Source organism: Streptomyces sp. x-80 (genome assembly GCF_046549095.1).
GTDB lineage: Bacteria > Actinomycetota > Actinomycetes > Streptomycetales > Streptomycetaceae > Streptomyces > Streptomyces celluloflavus.
Genome location: NZ_JAJPWM010000009.1, coordinates 290,017 through 310,117, shown reverse-complemented (window position 1 = coordinate 310,117; position 20,101 = coordinate 290,017). Strand labels below are relative to the sequence as shown.

Below are 20,101 nucleotides of genomic sequence, written 5' to 3'. Positions count from 1 at the left end.
GCCGCTTTTCACCGGCCCGTGCCCTCATGGCCCGCGCCTTCGTGGCCCGCACAGCCATCTCCCCGTAACAGCACACGATTGACGAGGTACGCCGCCATGCCAGGGACCAGGTCCGAAGCACCCTTGATCGATGCCGAGGAGGATCTGGCCGCGGCACCGCCGGTCGCCGCGGCCCGCCGTCGGCTGCGGGCGCATCCGGCGCTCCTCCTGACCGGGATCGTCCTCGCCTCGCTCAACATGCGGGCGGCGCTGGCCGGGGTCTCGCCGCTGCTCGGCGAGATCGGCGGGCACTTCCATCTGGCCGCCACCGCCAGCAGCCTGGTGACGACCATTCCGCTGATCTTCATGGGCCTCGGCTCGATCGTCGCGCCGAAGCTGGCCCGCCGATGGGGGACCGAGGCGGTGCTGTGCGGCGCGCTGCTGCTGCTCTGCGGCGGCATCGTGCTGCGGATCGCGCCGCCGGTGGTCGCGCTGTTCGCCGGGTGTGCGGTGGTCGGCACCTCCATCGCCCTGCTGAACGTGCTGATGCCCGGCCTGATCAAGCGGGACTTCCCCGAGAAGGCCGCCGGTATGACGGCGCTGTACTCCACGGCGATGATCATGGGTGCCACCGTCTCGGCCGCCACCGCCGTCCCGCTGGAGAACGCGCTCGGCAGCTGGCAGGGCTCGCTGGTCTCCTGGGCGCTGCTGGCCGCCGTCGCCGCCGCCGTCTGGATCCCGCAGGCGGTGATCGCGCGGCGCGGTACGCACCACGGTGCGGCCGCCGCGACGGTCGTGCACACCGTCGAGACCGGCCCGAAGCTGAGCCGCTCCCCGCTGGCCTGGCAGGTCACGCTCTTCATGGGGTCGCAGTCGCTGGTCGCGTACGTGGCCATCGCCTGGATGCCGACGATCTTCACCGACCACGGCATGGGCAAGGGCGAGGCGGGGCTGGTCTTCGCCTTCAGCACGCTGGTGCAGATGGCCGGTTCGTTCGTGGTGCCGGTGCTCGCCGGACGGATGCGCAGTCAGCGGCTGCTGGGCGTGGGCGTCGCCGCGCTGATGGCCTGCGGTGTCGCCGGGCTGCTGGTGGCGCCGGTGGCCGGTGCCTGGCTGTGGGCCGTACTCCTCGGCATCGGGCAGGGCGGTGCGCTGGGTCTGGCCCTGACGATGATGGTGCTGCGCTCCGGCGACGCCCACACCGCGGCCCGCCTCTCCGGTATGTCCCAGACCGGCGGCTACCTCCTGGCCGCGGTCGGCCCGCTGGCCCTCGGCGCGGTCCACCAGCTGACCGACGGCTGGACCGTCCCGATCGTCCTCCTGCTCGCCGTCTGCGCCGGTCTGGCCCTGCTGGGACTGGGCGCGGGCCGCGACCGACGGATCGGGGACGCGGTGTAGGACGCGGGGGCGGATGACACGGGGGTGTAGGGGCACGGGGGTGCGGGGGCATGGGCGTACGGGGCGTACGGATGTGGCGGTGGGGGGCGGAGGTAAGGGGGCCGGGACGCCATCGGCGGTGTCCCGGGCGAGGTCACCCCGCGGCCGCGGGGACTGGCCTACCGTGCCCTCATGAGCGATGTTCGGCGCACCGTTCGCCGGCCGGGGCCGCGGCTCACCCGCACCGGCCGGCTCATCCTCGTCGTCTGCCTCTGTGTCCTGGTCTTCCTCGCCGTACTGATCGTGCCGCGGCTCTTCCGCGGCGGGCCGGAGCGCGCGGCGAAGCTCACCATCCCGGAGGGCCGGCGCGCCACCCAGGTCTACGCCGCCACCGACAAGGCCCTGCGCCTCGCGGACGGCACCACCGCGAAGGCCGCCAGGACCACCCGGCTCAGCCTGCCGGACGAGGCGAAGGGCAACCCGGAGGGGTACCTCTTCCCCGCGACGTATCCGATCGACCGGGACACCACCCCGGCGTCCCTGCTCACCACCATGGTCGAGACCGCCAACCTGCGGCTCGCCGACTACGGCATCGCCTCCTACCGGACCGTCGTGATCGCCAGCATCGCGCAGGCCGAGGCGGACCGGCCGGGGGACATGGGCAAGGTCGCCCGGGTCATCGACAACCGGCTGGCCAAGGGCATGCCGCTGCAAATGGACTCGACGCTCAACTACGCGCTGGACCGCAGCACTCTGCACACCAGCCACGCCGACACCAAGACCGACAGCCCGTACAACACCTACGAGCACCGGGGCCTGCCGCCCACCCCGATCGACAACCCCGGGGCGGACGCGCTGAACGCGGCCGCCGCACCTCCTCCGGGCGACTGGCTGTACTTCGTCACCGTCGGACCGGGCGACACCCGCTTCACCGCCGACTACCAGGTGCATCTGAAGAACGTCCGGGAGTTCAACGCCGGGCAGCAGAGCCCGACCGCGCGGCGAAGCCCCGTCACGTAGCGGAGCCCGGGGGCGCGGCGGTGGGGCCGGGGCGGCGGCCGTCGCCGCCCCGGCCCCTCCCGCTACTCCTCGCCCGCCAGGGTCAGCGACTTCAGACGGTGTCCGGCATACCAGGTCGCGACGACCGTGACGGCCACCAACAGCCCTATCGCCAGGGGCAGTTGGACACTGGAGGAGAGTGCGCCCTCCGCGCCGACCCGCTGCCCGACCGCGAGCGCCCACTGCTGGATGCTGAGGGTGCGTGCCCCGGGGACCAGGCTTCCGACGAACGATTCCCAGACCAGGGCGTAGACCAGGCCGAAGACGACGGCGTGCCGGGAGATGGTGCCGAAGAAGAGGAAGAGCGCGCTGTAGGCGAGGGAGGCGACGGCCGCCGCGACGGCGTACGCCACCGCGATCTGCTGGCTGTTGCCGTTCAGGACGAACCCGGCTATCAGGACCGGGACGGCCGAGAAGACCACCGTCACGCCGATCGCGACGAGCAGCTTGGTGAAGATGATCGTCTGTCGCGATACGGGCTTGGACAGCAGATAGACCACCGAGCCGTCGTCTATCTCCGGGCCTATCGCGCCCGTACCGGCGATGACGCCGATCAGCGGCACCATCGTGGCCAGTGCGAAGCCGCCCAGGATGCCACTGGCGGTGGCGTCGTCGGCGCCGGACAGGGCCCGGACGGCGGCGGCGATGATCACCAGGAGGGCGGGCAGCGCGAAGAGGATCAGGGCGCGGCGCCGGCCGAGCAGGGCGCGGTAGGTGAGCCGGGCGACCGTCGGGTGGAAGAACGTGGCTCTCGGCGGGGTCGTGGCCGCCGGCGGGGCCGTCGGAGTGGTCGTGGACATGCGTCAGGGCTCCTTTCCGGCCTCAGGCCGCTACGAGGTAGGAGAAGACGGATTCCAGCGACTCGTCGGAGGGCGAGACCGTCAGCAGGCGGATGCCGTGGTCGCGGGCGATCCGCGGCAGGAGTGCGGTGAAGCGGCCGAAGTCGACGGCCTGGACGCGCAGCGCGCCCTCGGCGAGGTCCACCTCGATACCGGCCGTCGAGGGGTCGGCGATCAGCGCCCCGGCCAGCGCCCGGTCGTTGTCGGACCGGACGAGATAGCGGTGCGGGCGGTCGGTCATCAGCCGGCGGATCTTGCGGAAGTCGCCGGACGCGGCGTGCCGGCCGGCCACCACCACCTCGATGTGCGAGGCCAGTTGCTCGACCTCTTCGAGGATGTGCGAGGAGAACAGCACCGTGCGGCCCTGGTCGCCCATCCGCCGCAGCAGCTCCATCAGCTGCATCCGCTGGCGCGGGTCCATGCCGTTGAACGGCTCGTCGAGCAGCAGCACCGACGGGTCGTGGACCAGCGCGGACGCCATCTTCACGCGCTGCCGCATGCCCTTGCTGTACGTCGAGATCTTGCGGTCCTGGGCGTACTCCATCTCGACGGTGGCCAGCGCCCTGGCCGCCTCGGTCCGGCCGAGTCCGTGCAATTCGGCGTTGGCGAGGACGAATTCGCGGCCGGTGAGGAAGTCGTACATCGCCTCGCGCTCCGGGACGATGCCGATGTGGCGGTAGATGCTCTCGTTGCGCCAGATCGTGGCGCCGTCGAGGGTGACGGTGCCGTTGGAGGGGGCGAGGAAGCCGCCCATCATGTTGATGAGGGTGGACTTTCCGGCGCCGTTGGGGCCGAGCAGGCCGGTGACACCGGGGGCGATGGTCATCGTGATGTCGTTGACGGCGACGACATTGCCGAACCAGCGCGAGACGTGGTCGATGGTCAGTGTGGTCATGGGCGCGGCCCATTCCTTCGGAGAGTGGTGGCGGGCCGGGGGCACCGCGCGGCGGAAGCCGGGATCGGGCGGGCGGTCACAGCCCGGCCTTCCGGTAGCGGAGCGACAGCAGGGCATAGCAGCCGGCGATGACGCCCAGGGTGACGAGGAGGTAGACGAATCCGGCGGCGGTCGACGGCGCCAGGCCGTTGGGGAAGGAGCTGGTGCCGCCGAGGAACGCCGACTGCACGCCGTCGATGAGCGTGACGGGGGAGAACAGGCCGAGCCAGCCGACGGCCGCCTCCTTGCCCTGGACGAAGGCGATGCCCTGGATGGCGCTCACGGCGCCGTAGGGGACGGTCAGTACGGCGATCACGGCGGCGACGCCGAAGCCGCGGCGCGGGGTGAGCGCCGAGACCACCAGGCCGATCCCGCCGAACAGCAGCGAGAGCAGCGCCACGCAGACGAGCCCCTGGGCCAGGCCCTTGGTCTGGTCGAGGAAGTCCAGCTTCGCCAGCAGCGCCCCGGCGTAGAGGATCAGCAGGGGCACCGAGGTGAGGATGAACAGGGCGCCCGCCATCGCCGCGAACTTCGCCGCGACGTAGTCGCCCCGCTCGATGGGGCGGGAGAAGTAGAGCGGCACGGTCTTGAAGCGCAGATCGCGGGAGACGGACTGCGGCGCCTGGGCGGCGAGGTAGAGGGCGATGACGGCCTGGAGGTAGATCGCGAACCGGGTGTACTCGACCGGGAGGCTCTTGGCCTGGGTGAACATCGTCACCGCGACCAGGATGCCGGCGGTCAGGCACATCACCCCGAAGAGCAGCATCGGCAGCACCTTGGACTTGGCGGAACGGCCGAGTCCGTAGGAGCCGCGCACGCTCTGCGAGAAGAGCGACCGGCGGGCGTAGGCACGGCCCAGGCGGGGGCCGTCGTAGTGGCGGTAGCCGATGTTGTGAATGACGTTCGGCGCCGCGGCGGATGAGGTCGTGGTCTCAGGCGGCATCGTGGGCGCCTCCGTCCTGGGTGGCGTAGGGGGCGCCCGGGGCGCCTGCGGTGGCGGTCGCGGGGGTGCCGGCCGCCGCGTCCGCCGTGCTGAACACCTCGGCTATGCGGTGCCGGCGCTGTTCCATCCGGATCAGGCCGAGACCGAGGCCGGCGACGGTGTCCCGCACCAGGTCGTAGGTCTCCTCGCCGGGGGCCTCGACGTAGAGAAGGTGACCGGAGGAGACGACGCTCGCCGCGCCGGCGGCGTCGGTGCTCACCGCGGCGCCGGCCGAGACCAGCGCCGCGCGCAGCGCCTCGGTGCCGTCCGGGTGCGTGTCGGTGTCGGTGACCTCGACCGCCAGCGAGGTGGTGACCTGCGTGAACTCGTCCGTGGCGGAGGAGCGCAGCAGCTTGCCGCCGTCGATGACGACGACATGGTCGCAGGTGCGCTCCAGCTCGCCGAGGAGGTGGGAGGTCACCAGGACGGAGATCCCGAAGTCGGTGTGGACGCGCCGGATCAGGCCGAGCATCTCGTCCCGGCCGACCGGGTCCAGGCCGTTGGTCGGCTCGTCCAGGAAGACCAACTGCGGGTCGTGGACGAGCGCTTGGGCCAGCTTCACGCGCTGCTTCATGCCCGTCGAGTAGCCGCCGATGGGTCGGTAGCGCTCCTCGTACAGGCCGACGTGGCGCAGCGTGTCCGCGGTGCGCTCGCGGGCGGCGGTCGGCGGCAGGCCGGACATCCGGGCCATGTGCACGACGAACTCGGTGGCGGAGACGTCCGGCGGCAGGCAGTCGTGCTCGGGCATATAGCCGACCCGCTCACGGATGGCGCTGCCGTCCTTGGTCACGTCCAGCCCGAGGACGTGCGCGGTCCCCTCGGTGGCCGGGGCCAGCCCGAGAAGGATCTTGATCAGGGTGGACTTGCCGGCGCCGTTGGCACCCACCAGGCCGGTAACGCCGGGGGCGATGTCAACGGAGAGCCGGTCCAGAGCGGTCACCCGCGGGTACCGCTTGCTCAGGCTTTCGGTCACGATCACAGTCACGGCAACGACGGTATCGGCGCTCCGCGCACCGGTCGTCAGCCCAGGCGGCTGGATGTCCCTACCTCTCCGGGAGTAGAAGCCCGTAGGGGACCGCCCCCTCCCGGCGCACCGGGACTCGGGGTCGCACCCCCCTTGACGCAGCCGTCAGTCATTGTCACATTCATCAGTGTCAAGTTACGGGCACGTACCGCGATGGACCGCTTACGGACGGACGGTTGACGATGGCCTCAGTCACCTCAGCGACCTCAGCAGGAACCAGAGACCTCGCCGCAGGGCTACGGGGGTTCAAGGAGGTCCAGCGGCTCGCCTACGCCTGCGCGGAGGCGGTGGCCGGGCAGCTCCGGCCCGGGATCACCGAGCGCGCGGCGGCCCGGATGCAGCGTGAGTGGCTGCGCGAGCGCGGGGTGCGGGACTGGTTCCATCTCCCGTTCGCCTGGTTCGGCGACCGCACCGCCTTCGTCAACTTCCGTGTCCCGTTGCAGTTCTTCCCCACCAACCGCGCGCTGGAGCCGGGGATGCCCTTCATCCTCGACATGGCGCCGGTCCACAAGGGCTACACGGCCGATATCGGTTACTCCGGCTGCCTCGGGCTCAACCCGGTGCACGACCGGCTGCTCGCCGATCTCGAAGCGCATCGTGAGCTGATCCTGCGCGAGGTCCGCGAACGGCGCTCACTGCGGGAGATCTACGAAGACGTCGAGCGCCTCATGGTGCGTCAGGGGTATGCCAACCGCCACCGCGCCTACCCCTTCGGCGTCATCGCGCACAAGATCGACCGGGTCAGGGAGCGCCGCTGGTCCCCCACCCTCTTCGGATTCGGCACCCAGTCGCTCAAGGGCCTGGCCTCCGACGCGCTGCACGGCCACCGCGACGGCTGGTCCCCGCTGTGGAGCCCGTACACCTTCTCCGACCACCCGCCGCAGCCGGGGCTGTGGGCGGTCGAACCGCACCTCGGGTTCCGGGGCACGGGCGCGAAGTTCGAGGAGATTCTGGTGGTCACGGACTCCAAGGACCCGCAGGAGAGCGCCTTTTGGCTGGACGACGATCTGCCGCATGTGCGGCGCTGGCAGGAGGAGAAGGCCGCGTGAACACGGGACGTGAACAGGGACCTCGGCGGGGACGCGGAGGGGGACGCTTCCGGGCAGCCGGACGGGGCAAGGGCCGGGGGCCGGGGCCGTTCCCGGGGGCCGGGCCGGGTGCGCGGTCGGTCCCGGGGGCAGGCTCGGGGGCAGGGAGCGGGCCGGAAACGGGGAGCGGGCCGGGGCTCGCGGGTGCGCGTGAACGCCGGGTGCGGACCGGCGGGGTCGAGCTGTGCGTCGCCGAGCTGGGCGACCCAGCGCTGCCGACGGTGATGCTGGTGCACGGCTATCCGGACAGCAAGGAGGTGTGGTCCGAGGTCGCCCGTGGGCTGGCCGCCCGGTTCCATGTGGTGCTCTACGACGTCCGGGGCTGCGGCCGGTCCACCGCCCCACGGCCGCTGCGCGGCGGGTTCACCCTGGAGAAGCTGACGGACGACTTCCTGGCCGTCGCGGACGCCGTCAGCCCGGACCGCCCGGTCCACCTCGTGGGCCACGACTGGGGCTCGGTGCAGTCCTGGGAGTTCGCCACCGTCCGGCGCACGGAGGGCCGGATCGCCTCCTTCACCTCCATGTCGGGACCGTCCCTGGACCACTTCGGCCACTGGATCAAGAAGCGGATGACGCGCCCCACTCCCCGGCGCACCGCCCAGCTCCTCAGCCAGGGCGCCAAGTCCTGGTACGTCTACCTGCTGCACACCCCCGTGCTCCCCGAACTGGCGTGGCGGGGCCCGCTCGGCAAAAGCTGGCCGGGAATCCTGCGGCGGATGGAGAAGGTATCCGACGGCGGCTATCCGACCGCGTCACTGCCGGGCGACGCCGCCCACGGCGCCTGGCTCTACCGCGACAACATCCGTGCCCGGCTGCGCCGCCCGCGCGCCGACGCCTACGCGCACTGCCCGGTCCAGCTCATCACCCCGACCGGCGACGCGTTCCTCTCCCAGCGGCTCTACGACGACCTGGAGCAGTGGGCGCCCCAGCTGGTGCGCCGCACCCTCCCGGCCAAACACTGGGTGCCGCGTACCCGCCCGGATCAACTGGTCTCCTGGATCACCGAGTTCGTCAACGCCAAGGAGGAGGGCGACCCGGCGAAGCAGGTCATGGCCGCCGGCCCCCATGCCGACCGTTTCGGCGGGCAGCTGGTGCTGGTGACCGGCGCGGCCAGCGGCATCGGCCGGGCGACCGCGTTCGCCTTCGCGGAGGCCGGCGCCCGGATCATCGCGGTCGACCGGGATGCCGAGGGGGCGGCGCGGACCGCCGATATGGCACGGCTGATCGGCGCGCCACAGGCATGGGGCGAGGTCGTCGACGTCGCGGACGAGGCGGCGATGGAGAAGCTCGCCGACAAGGTGGACGCCGCCTACGGCACCGTCGACGTACTGGTGAACAACGCCGGTATCGGCCTGTCCGGGTCGTTCATGCAGACCAGCTCCGAGGACTGGCAGAAGGTCCTGGACGTCAATCTGTGGGGCGTCATCCACGGCTGCCGGATCTTCGGCAGGCGGATGGCGGAGCGCGGGCAGGGCGGCCATATCGTCAACACCGCCTCGGCCGCCGCCTTCCAGCCGTCCAGGGTGCTGCCCGCGTACAGCACGTCCAAGGCGGCCGTGCTGATGCTCAGCGAGTGCCTGCGCGCCGAGCTGGCGGGCCAGGGCATCGGCGTCTCGGCCATCTGTCCGGGGCTGGTCAACACCAACATCACCGCCACCTCACGCTTCACCGGCGTCCCGGCGGACGAGGAGAAGCGCCGCCAGGCCAAGGCCGCCCGGATGTACGGCATGCGCAACTACCCACCGGAGAAGGTCGCCGACGCCGTCCTGCGCGCGGTGGTCCGCAATCAGGCGGTGGTCCCCGTCACCCCCGAGGCCCGCGGCGCCCGCCTGATGTCCCGGTTCGCCCCGCGCGCCCTGCGCGCCCTCGCGCGCATCGAACCGCCGCTGTAGACCGCCCGCAGACCCTGCGCGCGGCGCTCCCCCGGGCCGGCGAAACGTCCGGCCGGGGAGCGCACCCGGGTAACCCCCGTCATCGCCTCCGGAGAACTGCGCACATCAGGAGCCGCGCATGAGTACGCCACGCCCTCAGGAGCACCCCCCGATCGCACCTCGCCGCGTCTCGTTCGACTGGCGTGAGACGCCGCTGCACTGGATACCGGACGAGCCCACCGCCACCCACGTCATCAACGTGCTGCATCTGCTGCTGCCGGCCGGTGAGCGGTGGTTCGTCAAGGTCTTCAAGGAGGCCCTGCCCCTGGTCCGGGACGAGGAACTCCTCAAGGACGTCAAGGGCTTCATGGGCCAGGAGGCCACCCACAGCGTCCAGCACGCCTATGTACTGGACCACTTGGCGCACCAGGGCCTGGACACCGGCCCCTACACCCGGCATGTCGACTTCCTCTTCGAGTACCTCCTCGGCGAGCGGCCACCGCTCGGCGTCCCGGTCCCGGAGCGGGAGTGGCTGCGCTTCCGGCTCTCCCTCATCGCCGCCATCGAACAGTTCACCGCGGTGCTCGGCGACTGGGTGCTGGACGCCGAGGCCCTGGACCACGCCGACCCCGACCCGGTCATGCTCGACCTGCTGCGCTGGCACGGCGCGGAGGAGGTCGAGCACCGCGCGGTCGCCTTCGACATGTACGAGCACACCGGAGGCGCGGAGCTCTCCCGCTACCTCCGCCGCATCCTGGGCATGTCCGTGACGGCCCCCGTCCTCTGGTACCTCTGGGGCTGGGGCGCCGCCTATCTCCTCCGGCACGATCCGCAGCTGGCCACCCGCTCCCGCTATTCGCTGCGCGAGCACAACCGCGCCGTCCGCAAGGGGCTGCTGCCCACCTGGCGTGCGCTGGGGGCGGCGATACCGCGGTACCTACGGCGGTCGTACCATCCCTCGCAGGAAGGGTCGCTGCACACGGCCGTCGCCTACCTGGCGTCCTCCCCGGCCGCACGGGCCGCGGCGGGCGCGGTGGGCCGCGCGGCCCTCTCGTAGCGCGCGGCCATCTCTTGAGGAGCACCACAGTGACCGAGCAGCCGCCGGCGGCCGAATACCGCATCGAGGACCTGGCCCACCACAGCGGCACCACGGTCCGCACGATCCGCGGCTACCAGGACCGCGGGCTGCTCCCCCGCCCGGAGCGCCGCGGCCGGGCCAATGTGTACGGAGCCGCTCATCTGGCCCGGCTGGGCCAGATCGCCGGTCTGCTCGACCGCGGCTACACCCTCGCCAGCATCAAGGAACTGCTGGAGGCGTGGGACGCCGGGCGTGATCTCGGCGGCGTCCTCGGGCTGGTCGCCGAGATCGACGGGCCGTGGACCGACGAGGAGGCGTCCCGGATCAGCCGCGCCGACCTGGACGCCGCCTTCGGCGGCCTCTCCGACGACGCGGCGGTGGCCGAGGCCGTCGAGCTGGGCGTCCTGGAGCGTGTCCCGGGCCGGGACGACGAGTTCCGCGTACCCAGCCCGCAGGAGCTCGCCGTCGCCGCCGAACTGCACTCCGCGGGCGTGCCGCTGCCGGCCATCTCCCGGCATCTTCGTGAGGTGCGCGGCCAGGTGGAGCACATCGCCTCCCGTTTCCTGGACTTCACCGCCGAGCATGTCTTTCACTCCTTTCTGGACCATCCGCCCAGCGAAGCCGATGCCGTGGAAGCCGCCGGTCTGGTGCGTCGGCTGCGCCCGCTCGCCCAGCAGACCGTGGACGCCGAACTGGCCCGTGCCATGCGCACCCTGGCCACCCGGTTCCTCCGCCACCACCTGACCGAAGCCCTCCCGGCCGGTGCGCGGGCGACAACCGCGTCCGGCGGGACGGCGGAGGAGCGCGGGACGGACAGCGGGGAGGACGGGGTGGGGCCGGGGAGCGCGGAGGGGCGAGCCGCGGCGGAGCCGGCGGGTGAGGCGACGGCCACCACCCCAGCCGTGACCGCCGTCCCCGTCCCCGGGCGTCCCTCCGCGCCCGAGCCCGTCGCAGCCCTCCGTCCCGCGACCGGTTCGGAGCCGGTGCCGCTCCCCGCCGAAACCGTGCTGGCCGTGCGGACCCTGGTGGGCCCGGAGAACACGGCCGCCTTCATCGCCGCCGCCGCACACCGCGAGGTCCAGGCACGCACGATGGACGCCCTGGTCGTCCCGGCGGCCCGCGTCGCTCCGACCGACCGCTGTACCCCGGCCGATGACGTCGCCCCGGCCGACGGTGCCACCCCGGCCCGCGGTGCGGCTTCGCCCGGCGCCGAGGCGCGGCACGGCGCGCACCCCTCCCCCCGTCGCTGACCCGGCCGCCCCGCCAGAAACCCGGCACGGCAGCACCGCCCGGTGCTCTCGCGTGCCGCCCCCCGCCGGCCTGCTCCCTCATACAGCGGCCTTGCGCGGCGCCTCGCACTCTCTTCAGTTGTCAAGGATCAGGTTGCGCACTGCTCACTCGGGCACGTCCGACCTTCACTCGGGCATGCCCGGCCTGAGGTCAACTGACCGGGTCCGGAATCCAGTTGCCGTGGAAGCCGTAGGGCACGCGCTGCGGAAGCGGGACCGTGGCCACGGGGCCGGCGGATATGTCCTCCGCGTCCAGCACGACGAGATCGCTGGTGTCGGTGGTCGCGTCGTAGACGTAGGTGATCAGCCAGCCGGGTCCACCCGGGCGGTCGTCCGCCGGTGCGAAGGCCGCCTCTCCCGGGGTACGCCCAGGGCCGAAGTCGTGTCGGGCGACCGCCCCGGTGTGCAGGTCGTAACGGAGCAGGGCGCCGGGGATCCCGTCCGCACCGAGGGACAGGCCACGGGCGGCATAACCGAAGCGGGCGTCCTGGCCGGCCAGCCGGTCGTCCACCCGGGGGAACTCGGCGAACTGGTCGTCGAGTTGGTCCTCGGTCACCGTGCCCGAGGCGAGATCGAGCGTCCAGCGCCAGAGGAAGGCGGGCGTGTTGTCGCCGAATTCGGCGTAGCGGGAGACGTAGAGGACGATCCGCTGGTCGCCCTCGTCGTGGGCGTTGAGGGCGTGGAAGACATAGCAGGGATCGATGGGCAGCCAGCGGACCTCGCCGTACGGATCGTCGCGGCGCAGCACGCCGAGCCGGGCACCGTACTCCGGCTCCCAGCCGTACGGCATACCGGGGCGGTCGCGGTCGAAGACCACCGGGAGGTCCATGAAGACGACATGGCGGGCGGTCAGATGGAAGTCGTGCATCATCGTGTGCCCGGGGACGTCGATGGGGCGGCTGATCACCAACTCCCCTGCCGCGTCAGCCCGGTGATAGGTGAGATAGGGCGGGGTGACGCCGCCGTACCCGAAGAAGTGCAGTTCACCGGTGGTCGGGCAGGTCTTCGGGTGGGCGGTCATGGCGGTGGTGAGCCGGCCCCCGAAGTCGTGGACACCGAGGGTCTCCAGCTCATGGCCGGGGCGGCAGTCGATTTCGTACGGAAACGACGACTCGACCAGCGCCAGGGTGCGGCCGGCGTGCCGGACGACGTGGGTGTTGGCGGCGCCCGCCGTCAGATCGCGCTGCCCGTCCTCGCCCCGGACGCGCACGCCGTCGGTGAAGGTGGAGGTGCGGACCCAGCGGTTGCGATAGGAGACGGCACGGCCACCCTCCAGTCGCACGCCGTGGACCATACCGTCGCCGAAGAACCAGTGCGGCGAGTCGGCGTCCTTCGGGTTGGGGCCGTTGCGCAGATACCAGCCGCTGAGCTCGGGCGGGATCGCGCCGGTGACCGGAAGGTCGTAGGCGGTCAGCTCGTCCGTCACCGGGGCGAAATTGCCCGCCAGGTGCGGCACCGGGCCGCCCCGGCCCCCGGACACCCGACCGGCTGCCGTGGACGCAGGCACGGTGGATTCGGACGCGGTGGAGCCGGGTGTGGTGGGTTCGAGCGGGCTGGTTTCGACGGCGGTTGGTTCGGGCGTGGATGCCGCGGTCATGAGATCAGGGCTCCCTGGCTCTCGGGCCGCACACCGGACTCTCGGAAAAGGCGGGCACGGGCCCGCTCCGGATAGGCGGCGGTGAAACGGACGGGAAGGATGAAGCTGGCGGCCTGGACGAGGATCGAGAAGATCACTCTCAGGTCATGGGCGGAGACGATCGCCTGAGCGATCGCGGTGAGTGTGAAGGACAGCGCCCAGACCGCCGTGAGCACGGTGTTGATCCGCCGGAACAACGGGGTCTCCCAGACCTCCGGCGGTGCCATCCGGCGGGCGATGGCCATCGTGAAGGGGCGCCGGACGGCCACCGACAGCCAGGCGATGAGTGCCAGCCAGCCCATCGAGAGCGCGCTGCCGTACGCCTGGAGGCCGCTGTCGGGACGGACGAACGCAAACGCCATGAGGGCCGCGAAGAACACGATCGTGCCGTACTCCAGCACGCGGGCCTCCAGCGCGAGGCCGGCGGCGCGGTCCGCGGCGAGCAGCGCCACGGCGAGCACCAGACCGGCGAGCGCGCCCCACTGCCAGCCGACCGATGACACCCCCGCATAGACAAGCCATGGGATGAAGCTCCGCAGGTAGTTCATGATCCCCCTCGCCCCCGGCAAGCACATTCCAACTTCGACATGTCGAAGATAGAGAGTGCGGCTTTGACATGTCAAGACTGGAAGGTAATGTTGGGTCATGAGTCTGAAACACGCCGTGCTGGGCCTGCTGGCGGAAGCTCCCGCGAGCGGCTACGACCTGATGAAGCTGTTCGACGCCTCGCTCACGAACGTCTGGCCCGCCACCCAGAGCCAGGTCTACGGCGAGCTGGGCAAGCTCACGACCGCGGGGCTGGCCGAGGTCGCCGCCCACGGCCCCCGCGGCCGCAAGGAATACGCGATCACCAACGACGGCCTCGCCGAGCTGCGCCACTGGCTCACCGAGGTCGAGCCCAGCAGCCGCACGCGCGACGACGCCCTGCTGCGGGTCTTCTTTCTCGGCGTCCTCACCCCGCTCGAAGCAGGTACCTATCTGTTGCAGCTGGGGGAGGCCGCGGGCCGCGACCGTGCCGAGTACGCGCTCATCGACAAGACCACCGAGTGGGACGACGAGATGATCTCGGTCTATGGGCGGATCGCGCTGGAATACGGCCTGCGGATGTCCGCGATGGAGCAGGAATGGGCCCGGTGGGCCGCCGAAGAGATCTCCAGCGCGCGGGCCAGGAAGGCGAACGCTCTCGTCAAGGAGCACCGGCCACGGGCTGAGTGAGGCAGGAATTCAGGTGCCGCCGGGCGCATCCGGCGGCCCCGGGAACGGTGGTGCGGTCGCGCGCTGCCAGGTCAGAGCCCCGGCGCGCCCCATACCGGGAACCACCGGTTCAGTTCCTTCTCGACCGTCAGATCGTCGCCGAGCATCGCCCGCACCTGGAGTTCGAGCGGGCTGTCACGCTTCTCGCCGCCGTCCACCCGCGGTGCGAAGGGGTAGAAGGTGCCGCGCTTGTAGAGATAGACCAGCGCGAGCGGCCGGTCCTGCGCATCGCGGAAACCGATCAGCGAGCACAGCAGCTGCGGGCCGAAACCCGCTTCCTCCAAGGACGTGTTGACCGCGTGCAGGTCGTTGACCAGGCCCGCCGTGTCCTCCGGCGCATGGCGGGCGAGCAGCCAGGTATAGCCGTACTCGTCCTGGCTGAAGTCCACCGGGCCGCCCAGCAGGGCCCGTACGTCCGACTGGATCCGTGAGAACGCCCCGCCCTCGACGCTCGCGAAGCACACCGAGCCCAGTCCGGTGGGCACGAACCCGGCCGCGGCCTGCAAGGTGATGGCGGCCGAGGGCAGTGCAAAGAGCTGGTCGAGATCGGGCCGGACCGGCTTGCTGCGGCCGAGGATGGCGTCCAGAAATCCCATGCGCGACGTACTCCTTGATCGCTTGACCGCTTGCTTTGACCAGTTGCTTTGACCAGTTGCCTTGATCAGTTGCCTTGATCTATCGCTTCGGTCGTTGCCTTGAATCGGTTGCTTTGGTTCTCCGAGACAGCGGCGCCGGTGGCACCGGCCGTCACGGCCGTCCCAGCTGCGCCGAGATCCGGCCCAGCTGGTCCAGCCGCTGTTCCAGTGTCGGGTGCGAGGACAGCAGCTGGTTGAAGGTCTCCTTGTTGAACGCCGGGGCGAAGAAGAAGGCGTTGAACGGCTGGGACTTGCGCAGATCGTCGGTCGGGATCTGCGCGATCTGCCCGGTGACCTTCGTCAGCGCGGAGGCCAGCGCCGACGGACGGCCGGTGAGTATCGCGGCGGCGCGGTCGGCGGACAGCTCCCGGTAGCGCGACAGCAGCCGCGTCAGCAGGAAACTGATGGCGTAGACGACCGCGCTGACGGCGGTGACGATCAGTACGGCGATGGCGGCGTTCTGGTCCCGGTTGTTGCGCCCGACACCGCTCCACAGCGCGGCCCTGGTGATGATCCCGGCCAGTACGCCGAGGAAGGACGCGATGGTCATCACCGCGACATCGCGGTGCGCGACATGCGAGAGCTCATGGGCCAGCACGCCCTCCAGTTCCTCCGGCTCCAGCCGTCGCAGCAGGCCCGTCGTGGCGCACACCATCGAGTTCTTCTGATTACGGCCGGTGGCGAACGCGTTCGGCACGTCCGAGTCGGCGATCGCGACCCGCGGCTTGGGCATATCGGCCAGCGCGCACAGCCGGTCGACGGCGCCGTGCAGTTCGGGTGCCTGCTCCGGAGTGACCTCGCGCGCGCCCATGCTGAACGCCGCGATCCGGTCACTGAACCAGAACTGCGCGATGAACAGAGCCCCCGCGATGACCAGTACCACCGCCCAGGCGCCCTTGAGCAGCACCACCAGCGCGCCGACGACCACGACGTACAGCAGTCCGATGAAGAACATCGTCACGACCATGCGCGAGGTCAGTCCGCGGTCGGGGGCGAATCGGGTCTGTGCCATGGCTCCTCCACAACGCGCGCGCTTCACTTCGCGCAGAGCGCCGGACCCGCGGGTGGTGCGTTCGTTTCGGCACCACGCCGGGTCCTGCACACTGCGCCGCTGTCTTGATTCTCCCTCTTGCGCGCTACATACGGGGTAAAGCCCAGACCAGCGATCCGCTCGGCCGGGGCACGGGCCCGCTCTGCCGGTCCCGTGCCCGTATCTGCCGGCTACCTGGTGCCGGCCAGCTGCGCCAACCCCTCCGTCGCGATCCGCTCGAAGACCGCGGCATCGGCGGCGAAGACCGAATCGGCGATCGGCCAGTGGATGACGATCTCGTCGACGCCCAGTTCGGCATGGGCCCCCGCGAAGTCCACGAAGGCGTCCAGCGAGTCCAGCGGCCGGTCCGGCGTGAAGCCGGTCAGCACGATCTTGCGCAGCTCCCCGCAGTCCCGGCCGACGTCGGCGCACGCCTTCTCCAGCCGCTCGACCTGCCCGCGGACCACCTCCCGCGACTCGACCGGCGTGCCCGTCGCGTCCTTGAGATCGCCCGTCGTCACCCATGCCTGGCCGTAGCGGGCCGCCAGCTTCAGCCCGCGCGGCCCGGTGGCCGCCACCGCGAACGGCAGCCGGGGCCGCTGCACGCAGCCGGGAATGTTGCGGACCTCGTGCGCGGCGTAGCGCTCGCCCTGGTGGGAGACGACGTCCTGGGTCAGCAGCTTGTCCAGCAGCGGCAGGAACTCGCCGAAGTGGTCGGCCCGCTCCCGCGGCGACCACGGCTCCCGGCCGAGCGCGGTGGCGTCGAAGCCGCTGCCCCCGGCGCCGATGCCCAGGGTGACGCGGCCGTCACTGATGTCGTCGAGCGAGATCAGCTCCTTGGCGAGGGTCACCGGATGCCGGAAGTTCGGCGAGGTGACCAGGGTGCCGAGCCGCATCCGGGAGGTCGCGGTGGCGGCCGCCGTCAGCGTCGGGATCGCGCCGAACCATGCCTGGTCGCGAAAGCTTCGCCAGGAGAGGTGGTCGTAGGTGTACGCGGTGTGGAAGCCCAGTTCCTCGGCGCGCTGCCACACCTCCTTGCCACCCTCGGACCAGCGGCGGACGGGAAGTATCACGGTGCTCAGTCGCATGCCCCCGAGCCTACGGCGGCCCGCGCGAACCGAAGGCTCCGGCCGCGCACCACGGTGGGCGGCCGGCCCCGCCTCCCCGCCCGGCTCATACGCGCGACCCACCGCACCCCTGTGCGCGGCGGTACGCGAAGATGGTCACCGTGACCGATGCCCCCGCCACGCCGTCCCCGGCGTCCGAGTCGGCCGTAGCGCCCCGGCTGATCGCCACCGACCTCGACGGCACCTTGCTGCACGACGACAAAACGGTCTCCGACCGGACGATCGCCGCACTCGCCGCCGCGGAGCGGGCCGGTATCGAGGTCTTCTTCGTCACCGGCCGCCCGGCCCGCTGGATGGACGTGGTCAGCGACCATGTGCACGGCCACGGCCTGGCGATCTGCGCGAACGGCGCGGCCGTCGTCGATCTGCACCGCGGCCGCCGGATCGTCGAGGTCAGCCCCCTGGACCGCACGGTCGCACTGGACGTCGTGAACGTGCTGCGCGGTGTCGCGCCCGGCACCACGTTCGCGGTCGAGCGCACCGGCGGCAGCCACTACGAGCCGCAGTACCCGCCCTTCCACCGCGACCAGGCCGCGGTCGTCGCCCCGGTGGAGAAGCTCCTCGCCGAGGACTTCGGGCCGCTACCGGGCCCCGATACGGACCCGGGCATGGCTGCCGACACCGTCACCGTGGCTCCCCGGGGCGCGCCCGGCGCCTTCGACGCCACCGGCCCCGGCCAGCCCGTACTCAAGCTGCTCGCGCACCACGCCGAGCTGGACCCGGACGACTTCCTCGCGCTGGCCCGTACGGCGGCGGGCGCCCTCGCATCCGTCACCCGGTCCAGCCCGACCGCCCTCCTGGAGATCAGCGGCCTCGGCGTCAGCAAGGCGGACACCCTCGCCCGCTGCTGCGCGGAGCGCGGGATCACGCCCCAGGAGGTCGTCGCCTTCGGGGACATGCCCAACGACATAGAGATGCTCACCTGGGCCGGCACCTCGTACGCCATGGCCAACGCCCACCCGGACGTCCTGGCCGTCACCACGGGCCGCACGGACTCCAACAACGACGACGGCGTCGCGGCCGTGATCGAGCGGATGCTCCGGCCGGGTCCGGCGGGCGGCTGACGCCGTCCCGGCGGGCGCCTCCGCCGGGGCCCGCCCTCACAGCGGCGCCTCCCACGTCACCATCGTGCCCGTACCGTCCTCGCCCAGCCCCGGGCCGTAGGTGCTCGACCCGCCCAGCGACTCCGCGCGCTTGCTGAGGTTCTTCAGGCCGCTGCGCCGGCCGCCCTCGGGGATGCCGACGCCGTCGTCCGCGACGGTCAGCCGTACACCGTCGGTGCCGTCCGGCAAGGTGATGGTCGCGTCGACGACGACCTCGATCCGGGAGGCACGGGCGTGCCGGAAGGCGTTCGACAGCGCCTCGCGCAGCGCGGCGATCAGGTTCTTGCCGGTCAGCTCGCCGACCCGGGAGTCCACCGCGCCGATGAAGTTCGCGGACGGCTGGAAGCCGAGCGGTACGGCGGCGGTGCCGATCTCGCGCAGCACCCGGGTGCGCAGCCCGGACGGTGCCTCGGCCGGCCCCTGCTGGAGCGCGAAGATCGCGGTGCGGATCTCCTGGATGGTGACGTCCAGTTCGTCCACGGCCTTGCCGACGCCCCGGATCACCTCCGGCGCCTCGGACCTGCGGTGCGCGCTCTCCAGCATCATCCCGGTCGCGAACAGCCGCTGGATGACCAGGTCGTGCAGGTCACGGGCGATCCGGTCGCGGTCCTCGAAGACGGCCAGCCGCTCGCGGTCGCGCTGTGCGTCGGCCAGCACCAGCGCCAGCGCGGCCTGCGCCGCGAACTGCGTGGCCAGGGTGCGTTCGGCCTGCGTGAACGGGCGGGCGCCCCGGGCCCGCGGTGTCGCGAGGGTGCCGAGCACCCGGCCACCGCTCTTGAGCGGCAGCATCATGCTGGGCCCGAAGCGCTGCGATATATGGGTGACCATCCGCGGATCGGTGGCCGAATCGTCCACGAACACCGGTTCCCCGGCCAGGAGTTGCGCGGCCACCGGGCTGTTGGGGGGCACCTGGGTCCCCATGATCCCGGCGGGCTCGTCGGCGGACACCGCGACGATCTCCATGCCGCCGCGCTCGTCGGGCAGCAGCACGATGCCGGCCGCCGAGTCCGCCAGCTTCCTGGCCTGCTCGGCGACGACCGCGAGCGCATCGTCCACATCGCTGCCCGCGAGCAGTTCGGTGGTCACCGCCACCGAGCCGTCGATCCACCGCTCGCGCTGCCGGGTCGCCGCGTACAGCCGGGCGTTGCCGATCGCGATACCGGCCTCGGTGGCGAGCACCCGCACCATGTGCAGGTCCTCCTCGCTGAACTCCGCGCCACCGCGCTTCTCCGTCAGATAGAGGTTGCCGAAGATCTCGCCCTGGACCCGGATCGGCACCCCCAGGAACGTCCGCATCGGCGGGTGGCCCGGCGGGAATCCGGCCGAGCGGGGGTCCTTCGTGAGGTCGGCGAGGCGCAGCGCCTTCGGGTCGTGGATGAGCGCGCCGAGCAGGCCCTTGTGTCCGTCGGGCAGCGCGCCGATCCGCTCGTGCTCCTGCGCGGTCACGCCGTACGTGACGAAGTCCGACAGCCCCTCGCGGGCGTCGTCGATGATCCCTATGGCCGCGTAGCGGGCGTCGGCCAGCTCGGCGGCGGTCTCCACGATCCGGTCGAGGGTGATGTGCAGGTCCAGCCCCGCGCCCACGGTGCGCATCGCCTCCAGCAGCTGGGGCACCCGCGCGGTCAGCTCGGAGGACAGTCCTTGCAGACTGCGGGTGGCCTCGGTGGCGGCGTCCATGGGATCGGGCACCGGACCGGCCCGCCCGGTGTCCATGGGATCTGAGGGTCCTGCCGTGACTGCCATGCCATGAGCCTAATAAGGGCCCTTTTCCGACGAAAGTCCAGATATACGGAAAA

The 20,101-nt window shown here is 71.5% G+C and carries 18 protein-coding genes; 8 read left to right on the top strand and 10 right to left on the bottom strand.

Going from position 1 to position 20,101, the window contains the following annotated elements; genetic code table 11:
• Positions 1–96 precede the first annotated feature (96 nt).
• Both ACLJWH_RS20815 and mltG read left to right on the top strand, forming a co-directional pair.
• Positions 97–1,377 carry a CynX/NimT family MFS transporter gene (locus ACLJWH_RS20815; RefSeq protein ID WP_411143220.1) on the top strand — a complete coding sequence of 427 codons (1,281 nt, stop codon included), beginning with the start codon at positions 97–99 and terminating at the stop codon, positions 1,375–1,377.
• A gap of 171 nt (positions 1,378–1,548) precedes the next feature.
• On the top strand, positions 1,549–2,376 hold the full coding sequence (mltG, locus tag ACLJWH_RS20810; RefSeq protein WP_411143219.1) for an endolytic transglycosylase MltG: 828 nt from the start codon (positions 1,549–1,551) through the stop codon (positions 2,374–2,376).
• 62 nt (positions 2,377–2,438) lie between these two features.
• On the opposite strand, the gene ACLJWH_RS20805 is transcribed toward mltG, so the two are convergent.
• From ACLJWH_RS20805 to ACLJWH_RS20790, 4 genes are all read right to left on the bottom strand, one after another.
• Positions 2,439–3,215 (bottom strand): ABC transporter permease subunit, encoded by a 777-nt coding sequence (locus ACLJWH_RS20805; RefSeq protein WP_411143218.1) that lies wholly within the window; start codon positions 3,213–3,215, stop codon positions 2,439–2,441.
• Between the two features lie 22 nt (positions 3,216–3,237).
• Positions 3,238–4,149 (bottom strand): ABC transporter ATP-binding protein, encoded by a 912-nt coding sequence (locus ACLJWH_RS20800; protein WP_052860802.1) that lies wholly within the window; start codon positions 4,147–4,149, stop codon positions 3,238–3,240.
• A 76-nt stretch (positions 4,150–4,225) separates the two neighbouring features.
• Positions 4,226–5,131: an ABC transporter permease subunit gene (locus tag ACLJWH_RS20795; protein WP_411143217.1), complete on the bottom strand. Its 906-nt coding sequence runs from the start codon at positions 5,129–5,131 to the stop codon at positions 4,226–4,228.
• Positions 5,121–6,155, bottom strand: a complete 1,035-nt coding sequence (locus tag ACLJWH_RS20790) for an ABC transporter ATP-binding protein (protein WP_411143216.1) — start codon at positions 6,153–6,155, stop codon at positions 5,121–5,123. Before ACLJWH_RS20790 ends, ACLJWH_RS20795 begins: the two co-directional genes overlap by 11 nt.
• 221 nt (positions 6,156–6,376) lie before the next feature.
• On the opposite strand from ACLJWH_RS20790, the gene ACLJWH_RS20785 reads away from it, so the two are divergent.
• From ACLJWH_RS20785 to ACLJWH_RS20770, 4 genes are all read left to right on the top strand, one after another.
• A complete protein-coding gene (locus ACLJWH_RS20785) occupies positions 6,377–7,243 on the top strand; it encodes a M24 family metallopeptidase (RefSeq protein ID WP_411143215.1) in 867 nt (288 codons plus the stop codon).
• Between the two features lie 200 nt (positions 7,244–7,443).
• Positions 7,444–9,174, top strand: coding sequence for an SDR family oxidoreductase (locus tag ACLJWH_RS20780; protein ID WP_411143214.1), 1,731 nt, complete (start codon positions 7,444–7,446; stop codon positions 9,172–9,174).
• A gap of 118 nt (positions 9,175–9,292) precedes the next feature.
• Positions 9,293–10,210, top strand: coding sequence for a metal-dependent hydrolase (locus tag ACLJWH_RS20775; protein WP_411143213.1), 918 nt, complete (start codon positions 9,293–9,295; stop codon positions 10,208–10,210).
• Positions 10,211–10,239: 29 nt separating this feature from the next.
• A complete protein-coding gene (locus tag ACLJWH_RS20770; protein ID WP_411143212.1) occupies positions 10,240–11,481 on the top strand; it encodes a MerR family transcriptional regulator in 1,242 nt (413 codons plus the stop codon).
• A gap of 190 nt (positions 11,482–11,671) precedes the next feature.
• On the opposite strand, the gene ACLJWH_RS20765 is transcribed toward ACLJWH_RS20770, so the two are convergent.
• Both ACLJWH_RS20765 and ACLJWH_RS20760 read right to left on the bottom strand, forming a co-directional pair.
• Entirely contained in the window at positions 11,672–13,117 is a 1,446-nt protein-coding gene (locus ACLJWH_RS20765) for a carotenoid oxygenase family protein (RefSeq protein WP_411143211.1), read from the bottom strand.
• Positions 13,114–13,704, bottom strand: a complete 591-nt coding sequence (locus ACLJWH_RS20760) for a hypothetical protein (RefSeq protein WP_411143210.1) — start codon at positions 13,702–13,704, stop codon at positions 13,114–13,116. The genes ACLJWH_RS20765 and ACLJWH_RS20760 overlap by 4 nt, the downstream gene beginning before the upstream one ends.
• 97 nt (positions 13,705–13,801) lie before the next feature.
• Between ACLJWH_RS20760 and ACLJWH_RS20755 the strand changes: the two genes are divergently transcribed.
• Positions 13,802–14,371 carry a PadR family transcriptional regulator gene (locus ACLJWH_RS20755; RefSeq protein ID WP_411143209.1) on the top strand — a complete coding sequence of 190 codons (570 nt, stop codon included), beginning with the start codon at positions 13,802–13,804 and terminating at the stop codon, positions 14,369–14,371.
• 71 nt (positions 14,372–14,442) lie between these two features.
• Here ACLJWH_RS20755 and pspAB read toward each other — a convergent pair whose 3' ends face one another.
• The 3 genes from pspAB to ACLJWH_RS20740 all read right to left on the bottom strand — a co-directional run bounded on the left by pspAB (position 14,443) and on the right by ACLJWH_RS20740 (position 17,163).
• Complete coding sequence (gene pspAB / locus ACLJWH_RS20750) at positions 14,443–15,006, bottom strand: PspA-associated protein PspAB (RefSeq protein ID WP_411143208.1); 564 nt, start codon at positions 15,004–15,006, stop codon at positions 14,443–14,445.
• A gap of 151 nt (positions 15,007–15,157) precedes the next feature.
• Positions 15,158–16,057 (bottom strand): zinc metalloprotease HtpX, encoded by a 900-nt coding sequence (htpX, locus tag ACLJWH_RS20745; RefSeq protein WP_411143207.1) that lies wholly within the window; start codon positions 16,055–16,057, stop codon positions 15,158–15,160.
• 209 nt (positions 16,058–16,266) lie between these two features.
• The gene (locus tag ACLJWH_RS20740; protein WP_411143206.1) at positions 16,267–17,163 is read right to left on the bottom strand and encodes an LLM class flavin-dependent oxidoreductase; all 897 of its coding nucleotides are present in this window, start codon (positions 17,161–17,163) and stop codon (positions 16,267–16,269) included.
• A gap of 131 nt (positions 17,164–17,294) precedes the next feature.
• Here ACLJWH_RS20740 and ACLJWH_RS20735 point away from each other — a divergent pair, with 131 nt between their 5' ends.
• Complete coding sequence (locus tag ACLJWH_RS20735) at positions 17,295–18,266, top strand: HAD hydrolase family protein (protein WP_411143205.1); 972 nt, start codon at positions 17,295–17,297, stop codon at positions 18,264–18,266.
• Between the two features lie 36 nt (positions 18,267–18,302).
• Here ACLJWH_RS20735 and ACLJWH_RS20730 read toward each other — a convergent pair whose 3' ends face one another.
• Positions 18,303–19,982 (bottom strand): GAF domain-containing sensor histidine kinase, encoded by a 1,680-nt coding sequence (locus tag ACLJWH_RS20730; protein ID WP_411143275.1) that lies wholly within the window; start codon positions 19,980–19,982, stop codon positions 18,303–18,305.
• Between the last annotated feature and the right edge of the window lie 119 nt (positions 19,983–20,101).